Source organism: Paraburkholderia sp. IW21 (assembly GCF_041321145.1).
Lineage (GTDB): Bacteria > Pseudomonadota > Gammaproteobacteria > Burkholderiales > Burkholderiaceae > Paraburkholderia.
In genome coordinates this window covers 1-13,595 of the sequence record NZ_JBGGWA010000016.1, presented here as the reverse complement: position 1 = coordinate 13,595, position 13,595 = coordinate 1, and the positions used below count along the sequence as shown (strand labels likewise).

Below are 13,595 nucleotides of genomic sequence, written 5' to 3'. Positions count from 1 at the left end.
ATGCTCTTTAACTCGTGCAACTACGAGGCTTCGTAACGTTACCCCTAGGCGGGTTTAAAAAGCGGTGTCAAGACTTTGTAGGGAAATCACTGATGCGGTCAAAAAATCGGCACGCGTATCATTCGGATCGACGCTGATCACGTCCGACAGAATTTCCGCCGCTCGCCTTGATGGTCGAGCGGCTTCTTTTTGTGGCGACGGTTTGGGTGTTCCGCTTGCCTCGCTCGTATCAGGCCTCGCGCGCGACGATCCGCGTGCCGTCGATTTCAAGCGGCCCATTCCTGGCCGCCAGTTCCTCGACAATCGTGTGCACCAGCGTGGGCCATTCGCCGCGTGGTTTGAGCATTGCCGCGGCGGCGCGCATCGCGGCGGCGGCGTCGAGCATCTGCAGCAACGTGTCGAAGCTCATCGCGCGGACTTCGAGCAGTTTGAACACGATCAGCACCTTCAGTGCGTTCTTCGCATTGCGCGCCGGATCGGCACGCAACCACGCGACCCGCGAAAACGCCCGCTCGAGCGCCTGTTCGACATTCGTGAAGGGCGCGCCATGGCCGGGAATCACGAGCCGCACGTCGAGTTTCGCAATGGCTTCGAGTACCGCCTGTTCTTCGGCGAAACCGCTTTCACCTTCCAGTTCGGGAAAGATCACCCCAAAGCCGTTTTCCCACAGCGCGTCCGCGCTGATCAGGACACGTTCGTCCGCGCAGTACAGCATCAGCGAGTGCGGATCGTGGCCGGGCGCGCCCAGCACTTGCCAATCGAGCGCCCCGAGCCGCAGTGGCTCGCCGGGCGCGATCGTCTCGGTGAAGCTGAAGCGTTCACAGGTCTGGCCGGTGGCGCGAAACGTCAGGCGGGTTTCGTCCCAAACGCGCACCGCTTCGGCTTCACATGCTGGGATGGCGGTGCGGCAGCGCCACGTGGACTGCAATAGCGCGTTGCCGCCGCAGTGATCCGAATGCAGATGCGTGTTGATGATCAGATCGAGCGGCCGCGCGCCGAGCGTTTGCTGCACCAGGGCGACGGTTTGCGGCGCGTGCGTCGCGTAGCCGGTGTCGACGAGCGCGGCAGACGCGTCGTCGATCAGCAGCACGTTGTTCGACGAAAGCCAGCCGCGTTCGAAGACCCGGATCGATTCCGGTAGCCTGGTCATGGTGCGTTTGTGCCCCCGTTTGTCTCTGCGGTCGCGTTCGAACTCGCGGAGGCTTCGGGTTTCGGCATCACCAGAATCGTCGACGTGCCGATCAACATGGTTTCGCCGCGCTGGTTCACCACGGTTCCTTCCAGATGCGTCAGATCGCCGTTCAGGCTCGGCTTCCAGTAAGCGTCGCGCACGCGCCAGGTGATCGTCAGCGTGTCGTTCGCGTGGACCGCCTTCTTCAGCTTGATATCGAATTCGAGGCCGAGCGGCTGCGCGTACGATGAAAAATGCGTTGCCAGCAGCGCCATGAAATGCGCGGTGGGTTGCGTGCCGGACGCGATCAACCCGCCGAAGCGGCTTTGCGCGGCATACGCGTCGTCGTGATGCAGCGGGTTGAAGTCGTTGACGAGCGTGGCGAACGATTTCACCGATTCCGCCGATAGTTCGAGCCGCGAGTGGAACGTCTCGCCGATCGTCACGATGCGCGGTGCGGCGTTCATCGTTGCGCCTTCGCCGGTTTTGCCTGATTAGCCATGAACGCCGCGTGGCGTTCTTCGATTGCGTCCCAGACCGCGCGCTTCGCATCGTTGTCGAATGACGACCAGCCGGCGATCTCGTCGATCGTGCGCAGACACCCTTCGCACCAACCGGTCGACGCATCCATCTTGCACACGCTGATGCAGGGCGATGGCACGGCAGCCTCGTCGTCTTCGGTGTCAATGCCTGCTGTCATATCGTCAGGCCGTCTCGCGCAGCGCCACGTCGAGCACCGGCGCACCTGTCAATGCAATCAACTCCGGCGCTGTCAGATTGAACACTGCATGCGGATGCCCCGCGGCGGCCCACAGGCTGTCGAGTTCCAGCAGATCGGCATCGATCAGCGTGACGGGTTCGGTGGCGTGGCCTATCGGGCACACGCCGCCGATCGCATAACCGGTTTTCTCGCGGACAAACTTCGCATCCGCACGGCCGATCGCGCCGACTTGCGCCGCGACCTTCTTTTCGTCGACGCGATTCGCGCCGCTCGCGACCACCAGCACCGGTGCGTCGTCTTCGCGGCGGCGAAACAGGATCGACTTGGCGATCTGCGCAACCGAGCAGCCGAGGCCGGCGGCGGCTTCGGCGGAAGTTTTGCCGGTTTCCGGCAGCATCACGATCCGGCCCGGGTGACCGCGTTCGCGCAACAACAGTGCGACGCGGCGCGCCGAGTCGGGCAACGCGGCGAGATCGTCGGAATCGAGAGAGGCGTGGTCCGTCATCGTTTCAGGTCCTGAGTGAATGGCGAAATGCGTGGCGAATGCGTGGCGCGAGTCAAACACAGTTGCCCTGTTCGCTGCGCGATTTGGCGAGCAACGCCTTGCCGGCACGCGAAACATTAGGCCGGCCAATCGACGTCGAAATGAAATCGCCGATCGCAACCACCTGCGCGAGATCGATGCCGGTCTCGATGCCGAGGCCGTTCATCAGATACAGCACGTCTTCGGTCGCGACGTTGCCGGTCGCGCCCTTCGCGTACGGACAGCCGCCGAGCCCTGCGACCGACGCGTGATAAATCTCAATGCCTTCCTGTAACGCCGCATAGATGTTCGCGAGTGCCTGACCGTACGTGTCGTGGAAGTGGCCCGACAGACGTTCGCGCGCAAACACCTGGGTGACCGCTTCGAATACCTCGCGCGTGCGCTTCGGCGTGCCGACGCCGATCGTATCCGCGATATCGATCTCATCGCAGCCGAGCGCCGCGAAACGTTCGACCACATCGACCACGGATGCCACCGGCACCTCACCCTGATACGGACAGCCGAGCGCACACGACACGCTGCCGCGAATCCTCAGACCGTGTTCCTTGGCCGCCTGCACAACCGGCGCGAATCGATCGATGCTTTCCGCGATGCTGCAATTGATGTTCTTCTGCGAGAACGCTTCGCTGGCGGCGCCGAAGATCACGATCTCGTCGGCGCGAGCGGCGAGCGCGCCTTCGAAGCCGCGCAAGTTCGGCGTCAACACCGAGTAGATCGTGCCGGGGCGACGCGCGATGCCGGCCATCACGTCGGCGCCGTCGGCCATCTGCGGCACCCATTTTGGCGATACGAACGAGGCTGCCTCGACGTTGCGAAGCCCCGCAGCCGACAAGCGATTGATCAACTCGATCTTGATCGCGGTGGGGACGAATTCTTTCTCGTTCTGCAGTCCGTCACGCGGACCGACTTCGACGATTTTGACGTGTTGGGGCAAGGCCATGATGTGTCTCCTGCCGCGTTCGGCGGCGTTCCTTCAGTTGGATTCGGTCGGGTTCAAAACCCGAGTTCAATATCCGCGTTCGATATTCACCACGCCGCTCACCGTTTCGCCGCGCATCAACGCGATCATTTTCCGCGCGACCTGCGCGACACTCTCTTCGCGCAATGTGAGCGCGGACATATGCGGCGTGATCGTGATGCGCGGTTCCTGCCAGAACGGATGATCCGCCGGCAACGGTTCTTCGCGGAACACGTCGAGCGTCGCGGCGGCGAGCTGGCCGCTTCCGAGCGCTTCCAGCAGATCTTGTTCGACCAGATGGCCGCCGCGTGCGACGTTGATCAGATACGCGCCTTTCGCGAGCTTCGCGAAGGTGCGCCTGTTCAGCACGTCGCCCGTATCAGGCGTGTGCGGCAGCAGATTCACGAGCACTTTCACGCCGCTGAGAAACGCGTCGAACTGGGCTTCGCCGGCGAAGGTCGTGATGCCGTCGATTTGCCGCGCACTGCGGCTGTACCCGCGCACCGGCATGCCGAACGCCGCGACCGCCTGCGCAACATGTGCACCGAGCACCCCCAGGCCGAGCACGCCGACCGTGAACGTCTCGCGCGGATGGGCGTCGAGCACTTGCCAGCGGCGCTCGGTTTGCAGGGTCTGATATTCGTTGAAGCGACGCATGTAGCGCAGCACGGCGTGCGTCACATACTCCGCCATTTGCGGCGCCATGCCGGTGTCTTCGAGCCGGATCAACTGCGCGTTACGCGGCAACGTACCGGGTTGCTCATGTTCGAGCGCGAGAATCGCATCGACGCCCGCGCCGAGATTGAAGATCGCGCGCAGATCGTCGCGGCCGGCCAGCATCTCGCGCGGCGGGCGCCACACGACCGCGAAGTCGGCAGGTTTGGTGTCGCCCGTCTGCCATTCGCGCAGATCGGCTTCAGGCAGCACGCGTGCGAAGTCGTGAAGCCACGCGGCGGCGTCGGCATGCGGCATGTAGAAGAGGATTTTCATACGGTTCGGAAGGCGCGTGCGTGGTCGAGTCGGGTGGCGGGAAAGGCCCGATAGCGCAGCTGCAACGCCCGCGGCTCTTCAGACGACGCTTGCGGCATGGGGCCTCCTCCTTTTATGGGTAGGCTTCATTCTACTTTTTCAACGCGAATCGCGCGCGTTTGTGTACGGGCGTGCGGTTTGGGCTGCATGCTCCGGCACGGCACACGGCAGGGGCGGGAGCAAGGGCGAGGAAACGCCGGTCGCATTCGCCCGCGCATTTGCCCCATAAACAAAGCAGAAAAACTTGGTTCGCCCTTGCAACACGCGGCGGGACAATACCTTCCCGGATTCCGGCAGCGAGGGATAGACATGCTTTCATGCACCAAATCGCCATGGCCGCCACGACTCGTCACCGTTCCCGGCCTGCACGGCAGCGAGGGCGCGCACTGGCAAACATGGCTCGAACGGCAATTCGCGCGCTCACTGCGCGTCGAACAGGCCGACTGGGACGCACCGGATGTCGCCGTCTGGGCGAAGTCGCTGCGCGATCTGCTCGCGTGCGAACGCGGGCCGTTCGTGCTGGCCGCGCATAGCTTCGGTTGCCTTGCGACCGCCTATGCGTTGCAGCAGGCGTCGTATGCGAACGACGTGGTCGGCGTGCTGTTGGTCGCGCCCGCGAGCCCGGAGAAATTCGCTTTCGCCGGACCGTTCGACGCGCGGCGCCTCGGTGTGCCGTCGATCCTGATCGGCAGCGAAACCGATCCGTGGATGCCGCTCGCCGGTTCGCGCGATCTCGCGCAGCGTTTCGGCAGCGCATTCGTCAATCTCGGCGACGCGGGGCATATCAACACCGCGGCGGGATTCGGCCCGTGGCCGCGCGCCAAATATTTCGTCGATACGCTGGTGCATTGCGCGGCTCCGCTGCGCTTTCGCGAAGAGGCGTTCGAGGCCGCACCGCACGCGTTTGTTTGAGTGCTTCGCCTGGCGTTTTGGCATTGATCGCCGGGCCGGCTGAGTTCAAGCCGATCACGACCTTCACCGTCGAAGAGATGTTCGGCAGCTGGCAGAAGGCGCAGCAAACGCATTTCTCCGACGGTGGGACGTCCGATCAGATCATCGTGGACAAGAAGTAAGTTTGTAGCAAAGAAAAAGGCGCGATTGCTGAACTGCACCTCACAAGTATGGACTGGTATCCGACTTTTTGGGTGCAGTTCAAATCGCGCCTTCCTTGTTAAGCAAATGCTTTAGGTTTTTTGCAGCGGAGGTGGTTTAGGGACTATCCGCAGGGTGGTCCAGTCAGGCCCCAGCAAATCTCCGCCTTCCCACCTGACAAGCTCCATTTCATAGAGCCTGTTCGCAGCGTCTGTGAACAAAAGCACATCCAAATTCGTGCCGTCCAAATCAGACATTACCCCCTCGAACGGATACAGTTCCTGCCCGCCAGTCGCAGGACGAGAATAACCTTCAAGGTGGAAACGTATGATCGACTCATCCGGCAAGGTTGGTTGAGCTTGAGCAATGGCTAAGTCAGACAGCAATCGTGTACCTTCGTCGGGTGCAAGATTGCGTGCAACTTCGGCAATGAAAGCGCGTTCGTGCTCGGTCACGTTTCGCAACATGTCAGGGCTTCCCCTTTACAGGAAATATTGTTCCGACGTTTATTTCGCCGTTCGACTTCACATATAGCCGGAACTCTACAACAATGCCGTCAATCGTCATTCGCCCCCACGCGTTCGATCCTTTCTCCAGATTCGGAATCATCGTTTGTACTTCCTGTGCGATGCTGCTTTCTACACGGGCGGGCTCCAATCCCTCTGCTTTGAGCCGCGACTCGTAGTGGCGAGTCTGAAAGTTGATGACGGCGCTGTTGTCTAATCCCGACGATTTGCATAGGTTGGATGCAACCTTAGCAATGCCCTTGATCACCCCGAGGCCTGGGATAAACCAAAGTGTATCTGTGTTGTCGGATGACATCGACCATGCTAGACCCAGTGGCGAGCGACTCATAAGCCAGCATTCAATGCATACAGGCGTGGTCGCTCTGTCCGTTTGCCAATCCGCTGTCAGTCTTGTCCATCCGAGCAATCCCGCCGGAGGTCCGACTGGGTCAATGCCACCTTCGTAGTTATCTAGCCACCGGTCAATCTCAACGCCGCCGAGGATAGCGGGAGACCTATCGTTCTGCGTGATGGTCCCAGTGCGAGTGATATTTTGGCCATTTGCAGAGTAGGCATAGTTCACCGCAATTGCGCGGTGGAGACCACCGGTCAGCGGGGTGGCGGCTTCATCGTAGTTGAAACGAGTAACGCGTCCTCTCGCGTCGTATCCGATGCGCGCCTCACGATAGTTGCCCGTCTGCCATGTCACGCGATGCGCGGCATCCCGATCCTGATTGCCGAAAAGCCAATGGGATACGAGATTCTGCGCCGTGTTGAGATTCCCTGTGCTGTCGTAAAAGTAGACCCACTCGGCTGACTTTGCGCCATTGTCAAAAACTACTGCGCCGGTCATTCGATTCAACTCATCGTACCGAGCACCGATGGTTCGCTGATCCCGACCATCCCACACCGCATCAAAGCCGCTTGCGCCGGTCGGATCGTTAGTTTTCCGCTCGCTATAGCCAGTCAGATTGCCCTTTGTGTCATAGACAAACGCGCGCAACTTTCCCGGTGATGCGACCATTGACGGACTTAGCGCCGTAGCTTCGGCGTAGCGGGTGGAAATGTAGGTTGTGCCAGACGCGTTGCGCGTCGTTACTCTACTGGGACGACCAGCGCTGTCATAGCTGTACTCCACGGCACTACCCGTAGCGGTCGTGTCCGTTAGCAAGCGCCCCGAAGCGTCCCACGTTGAACTGGTCGAACCGGACGAAGAACGACTTCCAGTCGGCCGCAGCATGCCGCCGATCGATGAGAAGTTGAGTGTCGTCGTGCGTTGACTATCGGTGACGGCCGTCGATTCGCTGCCATACGCAAACTGCACATTGCGTGTTGTATCCGGGTGGCTGACCGACGCAGCGCGGCCGAGCGCGTCGTAGCTCCACGTTGCGATGCGCGTACCCGTTTCATCGATCTCACCGGTTATCGTATTCCTGAACCGCGTATCGTCATAGACATACCGCCGCACATTGCCATCGGGCCACATGACCGCAACGAGATTACTGTTCGCGTCATAGCCGTACTGCGTCAAACCGTTCGCGGGATCAGTCAACCGAACAAGCCGACCTTTATCGTCGTAGTCGAGGCGAAGCGTCAGGTCGAATTTGGCGATTGCATCGTCACCGTGCTGGCTGATTGCGGTGAGCCGACCCGAGCCGTCATAGGTCAGTGTCCTGACGAAACCGGTCTTGGTACGCTCCGAAAGGAAGATGCCCTGTGCGGAATAGGTCTCGGTGATGGCGGTCGAAAGGTCGGTAAGCGTCCAGCCTGCTCCATTCTGCGTCAGCTCCAAACCGCTAAACGCCGCCGTGCGCCAAGTGCCGGCTGACCAGTTGAATGTCAAAGGCTCGCCGTTCTCGCGATACGCAAGAACCTTAGACGAACTTCCGCTGTTCGCATTCGCCAGCCCTAACTGGCGCTGCCAGTTATGGAACCAGACCGGCCCCATCGCAGTAGTGGACGCTCCAAGGGGCGTTGAGCGATAGGTGCGTGAAAACACCATCGGCATGTCGTCGCCGCTGACGAAATCCGTACTGCTGAGTGTGACGGTACCGCTACCCGGATACACCGGATCGGCGACCGGACAGGATTTTTCGGGTTGGAGGTCCGTTCCGGCGCACCAGGGAATAATCAGATCGGCCCTGCCCACGCAGTCGTAGGTGCCGAGCCCGATGGGGGTATTGCTTGAAACGTCGAGGGGACACGACTGGGTACCCCGGATCGCATGTGACTTCGGATAAAGTGCAAGGCACTCCTCGTCGGTTCCCGCGCGCGCCCCGAAAGCCACCAGCAACAACAGAAATGCGGTCAGCCGTTGAAACAGAATTCCTGTTGAGCTCGCTCCTAAATTCTTATCGTTCATTTCGCTCCCGTAATTGTTAGTTTCGCCAAAAGAGGCGTAAGTACTTTTAATGGGATTGAAATATTTTTGAAATCCGATAATTCCGAAAAATCTGATTGCACTGCTACTTCACAGGTCTTTATTGCGCAACTATCTTCTGGCGCGCAGTCAGAACCCTCGGAAAGACAAGGCATCCTGCTTGTGCTACGTCAAGGCCCCGATGAACGGGCATTTCCCTGATGGGACAGCAATGAAGATGACTGTCAGCAGCGATGGTGAACTCCGGCGTGTGTGAAGGCCGGGTGGCGCAATGTCGCGTCCGCGAAGGGGGCGGCGCGTGGCGGGAAAGATGCGCGGTCGGTTGCGATGCAGTGTCAACCAGCAGCAGTGGCAGACTTATCGCAATAAAAAAGGCCGCCTCGGAAAAACGAGAAGACCTTTTTTGCTGCTAGAACTTTAGATGCTTAGTTCGACGCAGCATGTCTATCGCAGCCATGCTCGCAGCCGCTCTGATCCAACGGCATTTGCTGCGCCGCTTCCGCTCGAATGCCGAGGCGTTCGAGCAGCTTGCGGTCCGCTTCGGCTTGCGGATTGCTGGTAGTCAGCAATTGATCGCCGTAGAAAATCGAATTCGCACCCGCGAGGAAGCACATGGCCTGCAACGCTTCGTTCATCTGCTCGCGGCCGGCCGACAGACGCACCATCGCGCGCGGCATGGTGATACGTGCAATCGCGATCGTACGGACGAATTCGAACGGATCGATCGCTTCCGTGCCGGTCAGCGGCGTGCCTTCCACTTGCACCAGGTTGTTGATGGGCACCGACTCCGGATACGGCTCCATGTTCGCCAGTTGCGCAATCAGGCCGGCGCGCTCACGGCGCGACTCGCCCAAACCGACAATGCCGCCGCAGCACACGTTGATGCCCGCATCGCGCACGCGCTCCAGCGTGTCGAGACGATCCTGATACGTGCGCGTCGAGATGATCTGGCCGTAGAACTCCGGCGACGTATCGAGGTTGTGGTTGTAGTAGTCGAGGCCCGCTTCGCGCAGACCTTGCGCCTGATGCGTTTCCAGCATGCCGAGCGTCACGCAGGTTTCGAGGCCCATCGCCTTGACGCCGCGGATCATGTCCTTGATCGGCTCGAGGTGACGGTCCTTCGGATTGCGCCATGCGGCGCCCATGCAGAAACGCGTCGCGCCGTTATCCTTGGCGACCTTTGCGGCGGCCAGCACTTCATCGACCGGCATCAGCTTGTCGGCTTGCAGGCCCGTATCGTGATGCACCGACTGCGGACAGTACGCGCAGTCTTCTTCGCAGCCGCCGGTCTTGATCGACAGCAGTGTCGAGAGTTGCACGGTGTTCGCGTCGAAGTGTTCGCGATGGGTTTGTTGCGCGCGGAACATCAGGTCGTTGAACGGCAGCTCGTACAGCGCGACGATGTCGGCAATGCGCCAGCGGGCGACTTGCTTCGCGCCTTCTGCTGCGTTGTTGCTGTTGTTGTTCGCAGCGGCCGTGTCGGCTGGCGCCGGAGCGATGTTCAGTTGCGTCATGTCGTCAATCCTCATGGATGGATGTGATGGGGTTTTAGCGCTGCGCGTGACGCAGCGTCTGCAGGAGCCGGTTGATGTCGAGTTGCTGCGCCGCGAGCTCGGGCGAAGCCGGGCTCAAATGCGGCACGATACCGAGCAACGGTGCGTCGTGTTCACGCGCGAGATGCTCGTGGATCGAGGCGATGTTTTCGTCGGGAAACGTCATGTCCGGATCGACGCGATTCGCCACCCAGCCGGCGAGCGTCAGCCCGCGTGCGGCGATCACTTCGGCGGTAAGCAACGCATGGTTGATGCATCCGAGGCGCATGCCGACCACCAGCACGACCGGCAGCTTCAGCGCGACGGCGAGATCGGCGGTGTCCTGCGTCGCGGTCAACGGCACGCGAAAACCGCCGACGCCTTCCACGACGACGATCTCCGCGCGCTTCAAAGCCTGCGCGTGGCAATCGACGATATGGGCGATATCAAACGTGACGTTCTCCAGCGCAGCGGCAATGTGCGGCGCGGCAGGTTCTTTCAGCAGATACGGCGTGCGAATCTCCGGCGGCAGCAGGACGCTTGAGGCGGCGTCGAGTTGATCGGCGTCTTCGTTATGCAGCACGCCGTTTACTTCGAATGCGCCTGCGGCGATCGGCTTCATCGCGGCCGCTTGCAGGCCTTCGCGAACGAAACCTCGCAACAGCGCCGAGGACACGAAGGTCTTGCCGATTTCCGTATCGGTGCCGGTGACGAAGAGGGACAACGCTGGTCTCATGCCGCTTTCACCCCGAGTTGTTGCAGACCCGCTTCGAGCCGGTCCAGATCCGCTTGCGAGTGCGCGGCGGAAAGCGAAATACGCAAACGCGAGGTACCCGTCGGCACGGTCGGCGGACGGATCGCCGGCACCCAGAGACCGGCGCGATCGAGCGTAGCCGCGATATCGAGCGTGGCATCGTTCGCGCCGATGATCAGCGGCTGCACGGCGGTGTGCGAATCGACCGGCAGCCACGGCGTCGCCTTCAGCATTGCGCGCGTGCGCTCGATCAGTTGCTGAAGATGCGCGCGCCGCGCATCCCCTTCTTCGCCGCCGATGATGCGCAAACTTGCCGACACTGCGTGCGCCGCAGCGGGGACCGATGCGGTCGTGAAGATGTACGGACGCGCGCGCTGCACGAGCCATTCGATCACGGTCTCATGCGCGACGACGAACGCGCCCGACACACCAGCGGCCTTGCCGAGCGTACCGATCGAAATCAGATTCGGCGAGCGCAACGCGGCTTCTGCGATTGCGCCTCGGCCTTGCGGACCGAGCACGCCGAAACCATGCGCATCGTCGACGATCAGCCATGCGCCGTACTGTTCGGCGAGTTCGAGCAGACGCGGCAGCGGAGCAATATCGCCGTCCATGCTGAACACCGTATCGGAGACGATCACTTTGACGTCGGCGTCCGACGCATCGAGCATCGCGCTCAGTGCTTCCGTATCGCAGTGCGGATAGATCTGCACTTCAGCGCGGGACAAACGCGCGCCATCGATCAGCGATGCGTGATTCAGGGCATCGGAGAAGAGCGTCGTGCCGCGGCCCGCGAGCGCGGTGAGCGTCGCGAGATTCGCCATGTAGCCGGTGCTGAAGTAGAGCGCACGCGCATTGTCGACGAAGCCGCCGGCGAATTCAGCGAGATCGTCTTCGAGTTGCGCATGCGCGCGCGAGTGGCCGCCGAGCAGATGCGACCCTCCGCTGCCCGCACCATAGCGCTGTGCACCTTCTGCAATGGCTGCGATCAATAGCGGATGGGCCGCGAGGCCGAGATAGTCGTTACTGGCGAAGCCGATGATCTCGCGGCCGTCGACCGTCATGTGCGCGGCGCACGGCGTGTCGGCGGTGCGGCGTCGACGGCGCAGGCCGCGCGCGTCGATTTCCTTGAGCCCTTCTGCGAGCGTGTCGAGCAAATGCATTAGCGGACCTCCGCGAGCGTTGCTTCGAAGGTCTCGCGCGTGCGAGAAGCGAGCAGCGCGAGTTCTTCGTCGTCGAGGATGTATGGCGGCATCAGATACACCGTAGTCGAAATCGGGCGCAGCAGCAGTTCGCGCTGTAGGGCGTTTTCGAAGAAGCGGCGCGAGAATGTTCTGGCTTGCTGAGCGTCGTCGATGACTGCATCGAATGCGAAGATCGTGCCGCACTGACGCAGATTGCGCACGTGCTGATGGTCGGCGAGCGGCGCGAGCGCGGCCTTGAGTTTTGCGGACTTCTGCGCGTTGACGGCGAGTACGTTGTCGCTCGCGAACAGATCGAGCGTGGCGAGCGCCGCGCGGCACGCGAGCGGATTGCCCGTGTACGAGTGCGAGTGCAGAAAGCCGCGTGCGGTGTCGTCGTGATAGAAAGCTTCGAAAATTTCATCGCGCGACAGCACGATCGAGAGCGGTAGATATCCGCCGCTAATGCCTTTCGACAGACATAAGAAGTCCGGCCAGATACCGGCTTGTTCGCAGGCGAAGAAGGTACCGGTGCGTCCGCAACCGACGGCGATTTCATCGGCGATCAGATGCACGCCGTATTGATCGCAGAGCGCGCGCAAGCCGGCGATATACGACGCGTCGTGCATCGCCATGCCGGCTGCGCATTGCACGAGCGGTTCGACGATCAGCGCGGAGATTTTCGCGGCGCGTGCTTCGAACAACGAGCGAACCTGATCGAGCGCGCGGCGGGCGACGTCGGCTGCGCTTTCACCGGTTTGCGCGAGGCGGGCATCGGGCGACGCGACGACGTGCGCGTTGCGGATCAATGGATCGTAGGCGTCTTTGAAGAGCGCGACATCGGTGACGCCGAGCGCGCCGATGGTTTCGCCGTGATAGCTGTTGGCGATGCAGACGAATTCCTGCTTGTCCGCGAAGCCGCGATTGCGCCACGAGTGGAAACTCATCTTCAGCGCGATTTCGACGGCCGACGCGCCATCGGACGCGAAGAACGCGTGGCCGAGCGAGTTGTGAGTGAGCGTGCCGAGGCGTTCCGCGAGTTCGATTGCGGGTTCGTGCGTGCAACCGGCGAGCATCGCGTGTTCTAGCGTGTCGAGCTGATCTTTGAGTGCCGCGTTGATGCGCGGGTTGGCGTGGCCGAACAGGTTGACCCACCAGGAGCTGATCGCGTCCAGATACCGGTTGTCCGCGCGGTCGTAGAGCCACGCGCCTTGACCTCGCGACACGGGCACGAGTGGCAGGCGCTCGTGATGCTTCATCTGGGTGCAGGGGTGCCAGACGGCACGCAGGCTGCGGGTGATCCAGTCTTCAGGAGGGGCTGATTTTTCCAAAGGGTACTCCGAGGTGCTTTTTTCGCCGCTGCACGGCTGGCTTTTTTAGGGCCTTTTCAGTCGCGCTGCGGTTTTTTTCTTGCGCTGCGCGCAGCCTTGGGAAGGCGTGCGGGGTCGAGATTAGCGGTTTATTTCGCGCTGCGCACCAGGGGCGGGAGGTGGGGTTTTGCCTGCGGCGCCGGGGTTTGGCGATGTTCGCTGCAGGTGGTTTTGGTTTCGTTCCGAAGGTCGCTAATCGACGGAGTTAACGACGGCAAAGTAGTTGGAACTTATGGGCGGGAATTTGGGGTTTAGGTGGGGGTTTGGGTTTTGCTGCTTGCCTGCGGCGGGGTTTTTTTGGGGTTGCCGTCGCGGCGGTTGTTGGCTGTTTGCCTGTGGTGTTGGGCTTTCCTTGGT

Annotated in this window: 13 protein-coding genes and 1 pseudogene; 2 read left to right on the top strand and 12 right to left on the bottom strand. The window is 61.4% G+C overall.

Annotated elements, in window-relative coordinates; all coding sequences use genetic code 11:
* Nucleotides 1-229: 229 nt before the first annotated feature.
* From ACAX43_RS28990 to ACAX43_RS28965, 6 genes are all read right to left on the bottom strand, one after another.
* Nucleotides 230-1,150, bottom strand: coding sequence for an MBL fold metallo-hydrolase (locus tag ACAX43_RS28990; RefSeq protein WP_370711777.1), 921 nt, complete (start codon nt 1,148-1,150; stop codon nt 230-232).
* On the bottom strand, nt 1,147-1,638 hold the full coding sequence (locus tag ACAX43_RS28985; protein ID WP_370711776.1) for a MaoC family dehydratase: 492 nt from the start codon (nt 1,636-1,638) through the stop codon (nt 1,147-1,149). The genes ACAX43_RS28990 and ACAX43_RS28985 overlap by 4 nt, the downstream gene beginning before the upstream one ends.
* Complete coding sequence (locus ACAX43_RS28980) at nt 1,635-1,871, bottom strand: DUF1289 domain-containing protein (RefSeq protein ID WP_370711775.1); 237 nt, start codon at nt 1,869-1,871, stop codon at nt 1,635-1,637. The genes ACAX43_RS28985 and ACAX43_RS28980 overlap by 4 nt, the downstream gene beginning before the upstream one ends.
* A gap of 4 nt (nt 1,872-1,875) precedes the next feature.
* Nucleotides 1,876-2,397, bottom strand: coding sequence for a YbaK/EbsC family protein (locus ACAX43_RS28975; protein WP_370711774.1), 522 nt, complete (start codon nt 2,395-2,397; stop codon nt 1,876-1,878).
* A gap of 52 nt (nt 2,398-2,449) precedes the next feature.
* The gene (locus tag ACAX43_RS28970) at nt 2,450-3,376 is read right to left on the bottom strand and encodes a hydroxymethylglutaryl-CoA lyase (protein WP_370711773.1); all 927 of its coding nucleotides are present in this window, start codon (nt 3,374-3,376) and stop codon (nt 2,450-2,452) included.
* 66 nt (nt 3,377-3,442) lie between these two features.
* Nucleotides 3,443-4,384, bottom strand: coding sequence for a 2-hydroxyacid dehydrogenase (locus ACAX43_RS28965; protein ID WP_370711772.1), 942 nt, complete (start codon nt 4,382-4,384; stop codon nt 3,443-3,445).
* 348 nt (nt 4,385-4,732) lie between these two features.
* Here ACAX43_RS28965 and ACAX43_RS28960 point away from each other — a divergent pair, with 348 nt between their 5' ends.
* Nucleotides 4,733-5,335 carry an RBBP9/YdeN family alpha/beta hydrolase gene (locus ACAX43_RS28960; RefSeq protein WP_370711771.1) on the top strand — a complete coding sequence of 201 codons (603 nt, stop codon included), beginning with the start codon at nt 4,733-4,735 and terminating at the stop codon, nt 5,333-5,335.
* A gap of 38 nt (nt 5,336-5,373) precedes the next feature.
* Nucleotides 5,374-5,496 (top strand): annotated as a pseudogene (locus tag ACAX43_RS28955) (sulfate ABC transporter substrate-binding protein); the annotation flags it as partial.
* 111 nt (nt 5,497-5,607) lie between these two features.
* Here ACAX43_RS28955 and ACAX43_RS28950 read toward each other — a convergent pair.
* The 6 genes from ACAX43_RS28950 to bioA all read right to left on the bottom strand — a co-directional run bounded on the left by ACAX43_RS28950 (nt 5,608) and on the right by bioA (nt 13,199).
* Nucleotides 5,608-5,982 (bottom strand): hypothetical protein, encoded by a 375-nt coding sequence (locus tag ACAX43_RS28950; RefSeq protein WP_370711770.1) that lies wholly within the window; start codon nt 5,980-5,982, stop codon nt 5,608-5,610.
* A 1-nt stretch (nt 5,983) separates the two neighbouring features.
* Nucleotides 5,984-8,383 (bottom strand): DUF6531 domain-containing protein, encoded by a 2,400-nt coding sequence (locus ACAX43_RS28945; protein ID WP_370711769.1) that lies wholly within the window; start codon nt 8,381-8,383, stop codon nt 5,984-5,986.
* Nucleotides 8,384-8,826: 443 nt separating this feature from the next.
* Entirely contained in the window at nt 8,827-9,915 is a 1,089-nt protein-coding gene (gene bioB, locus ACAX43_RS28940) for a biotin synthase BioB (protein ID WP_370711768.1), read from the bottom strand.
* Nucleotides 9,916-9,949: 34 nt separating this feature from the next.
* The gene (gene bioD / locus ACAX43_RS28935; RefSeq protein ID WP_370711767.1) at nt 9,950-10,669 is read right to left on the bottom strand and encodes a dethiobiotin synthase; all 720 of its coding nucleotides are present in this window, start codon (nt 10,667-10,669) and stop codon (nt 9,950-9,952) included.
* Nucleotides 10,666-11,850 carry an 8-amino-7-oxononanoate synthase gene (bioF, locus tag ACAX43_RS28930; RefSeq protein WP_370711766.1) on the bottom strand — a complete coding sequence of 395 codons (1,185 nt, stop codon included), beginning with the start codon at nt 11,848-11,850 and terminating at the stop codon, nt 10,666-10,668. Before bioF ends, bioD begins: the two co-directional genes overlap by 4 nt.
* Nucleotides 11,850-13,199 (bottom strand): adenosylmethionine--8-amino-7-oxononanoate transaminase, encoded by a 1,350-nt coding sequence (gene bioA / locus ACAX43_RS28925; protein ID WP_370711765.1) that lies wholly within the window; start codon nt 13,197-13,199, stop codon nt 11,850-11,852. The genes bioF and bioA overlap by 1 nt, the downstream gene beginning before the upstream one ends.
* Nucleotides 13,200-13,595: the final 396 nt, after the last annotated feature.

What these genes read in the sequence shown, in the direction of transcription:
- bioD (WP_370711767.1), bottom strand. Translation starts at nt 10,669, where the DNA reads ATGAGACCAGCGTTGTCCCTCTTCGTCACCGGCACCGATACGGAAATC.
- ACAX43_RS28945 (WP_370711769.1), bottom strand. Translation starts at nt 8,383, where the DNA reads ATGAACGATAAGAATTTAGGAGCGAGCTCAACAGGAATTCTGTTTCAA.
- bioF (WP_370711766.1), bottom strand. Translation starts at nt 11,850, where the DNA reads ATGCATTTGCTCGACACGCTCGCAGAAGGGCTCAAGGAAATCGACGCG.
- ACAX43_RS28960 (WP_370711771.1), top strand. Translation starts at nt 4,733, where the DNA reads ATGCTTTCATGCACCAAATCGCCATGGCCGCCACGACTCGTCACCGTT.
- bioB (WP_370711768.1), bottom strand. Translation starts at nt 9,915, where the DNA reads ATGACGCAACTGAACATCGCTCCGGCGCCAGCCGACACGGCCGCTGCG.
- ACAX43_RS28975 (WP_370711774.1), bottom strand. Translation starts at nt 2,397, where the DNA reads ATGACGGACCACGCCTCTCTCGATTCCGACGATCTCGCCGCGTTGCCC.
- ACAX43_RS28985 (WP_370711776.1), bottom strand. Translation starts at nt 1,638, where the DNA reads ATGAACGCCGCACCGCGCATCGTGACGATCGGCGAGACGTTCCACTCG.
- ACAX43_RS28965 (WP_370711772.1), bottom strand. Translation starts at nt 4,384, where the DNA reads ATGAAAATCCTCTTCTACATGCCGCATGCCGACGCCGCCGCGTGGCTT.
- ACAX43_RS28990 (WP_370711777.1), bottom strand. Translation starts at nt 1,150, where the DNA reads ATGACCAGGCTACCGGAATCGATCCGGGTCTTCGAACGCGGCTGGCTT.
- ACAX43_RS28980 (WP_370711775.1), bottom strand. Translation starts at nt 1,871, where the DNA reads ATGACAGCAGGCATTGACACCGAAGACGACGAGGCTGCCGTGCCATCG.
- ACAX43_RS28970 (WP_370711773.1), bottom strand. Translation starts at nt 3,376, where the DNA reads ATGGCCTTGCCCCAACACGTCAAAATCGTCGAAGTCGGTCCGCGTGAC.
- ACAX43_RS28950 (WP_370711770.1), bottom strand. Translation starts at nt 5,982, where the DNA reads ATGTTGCGAAACGTGACCGAGCACGAACGCGCTTTCATTGCCGAAGTT.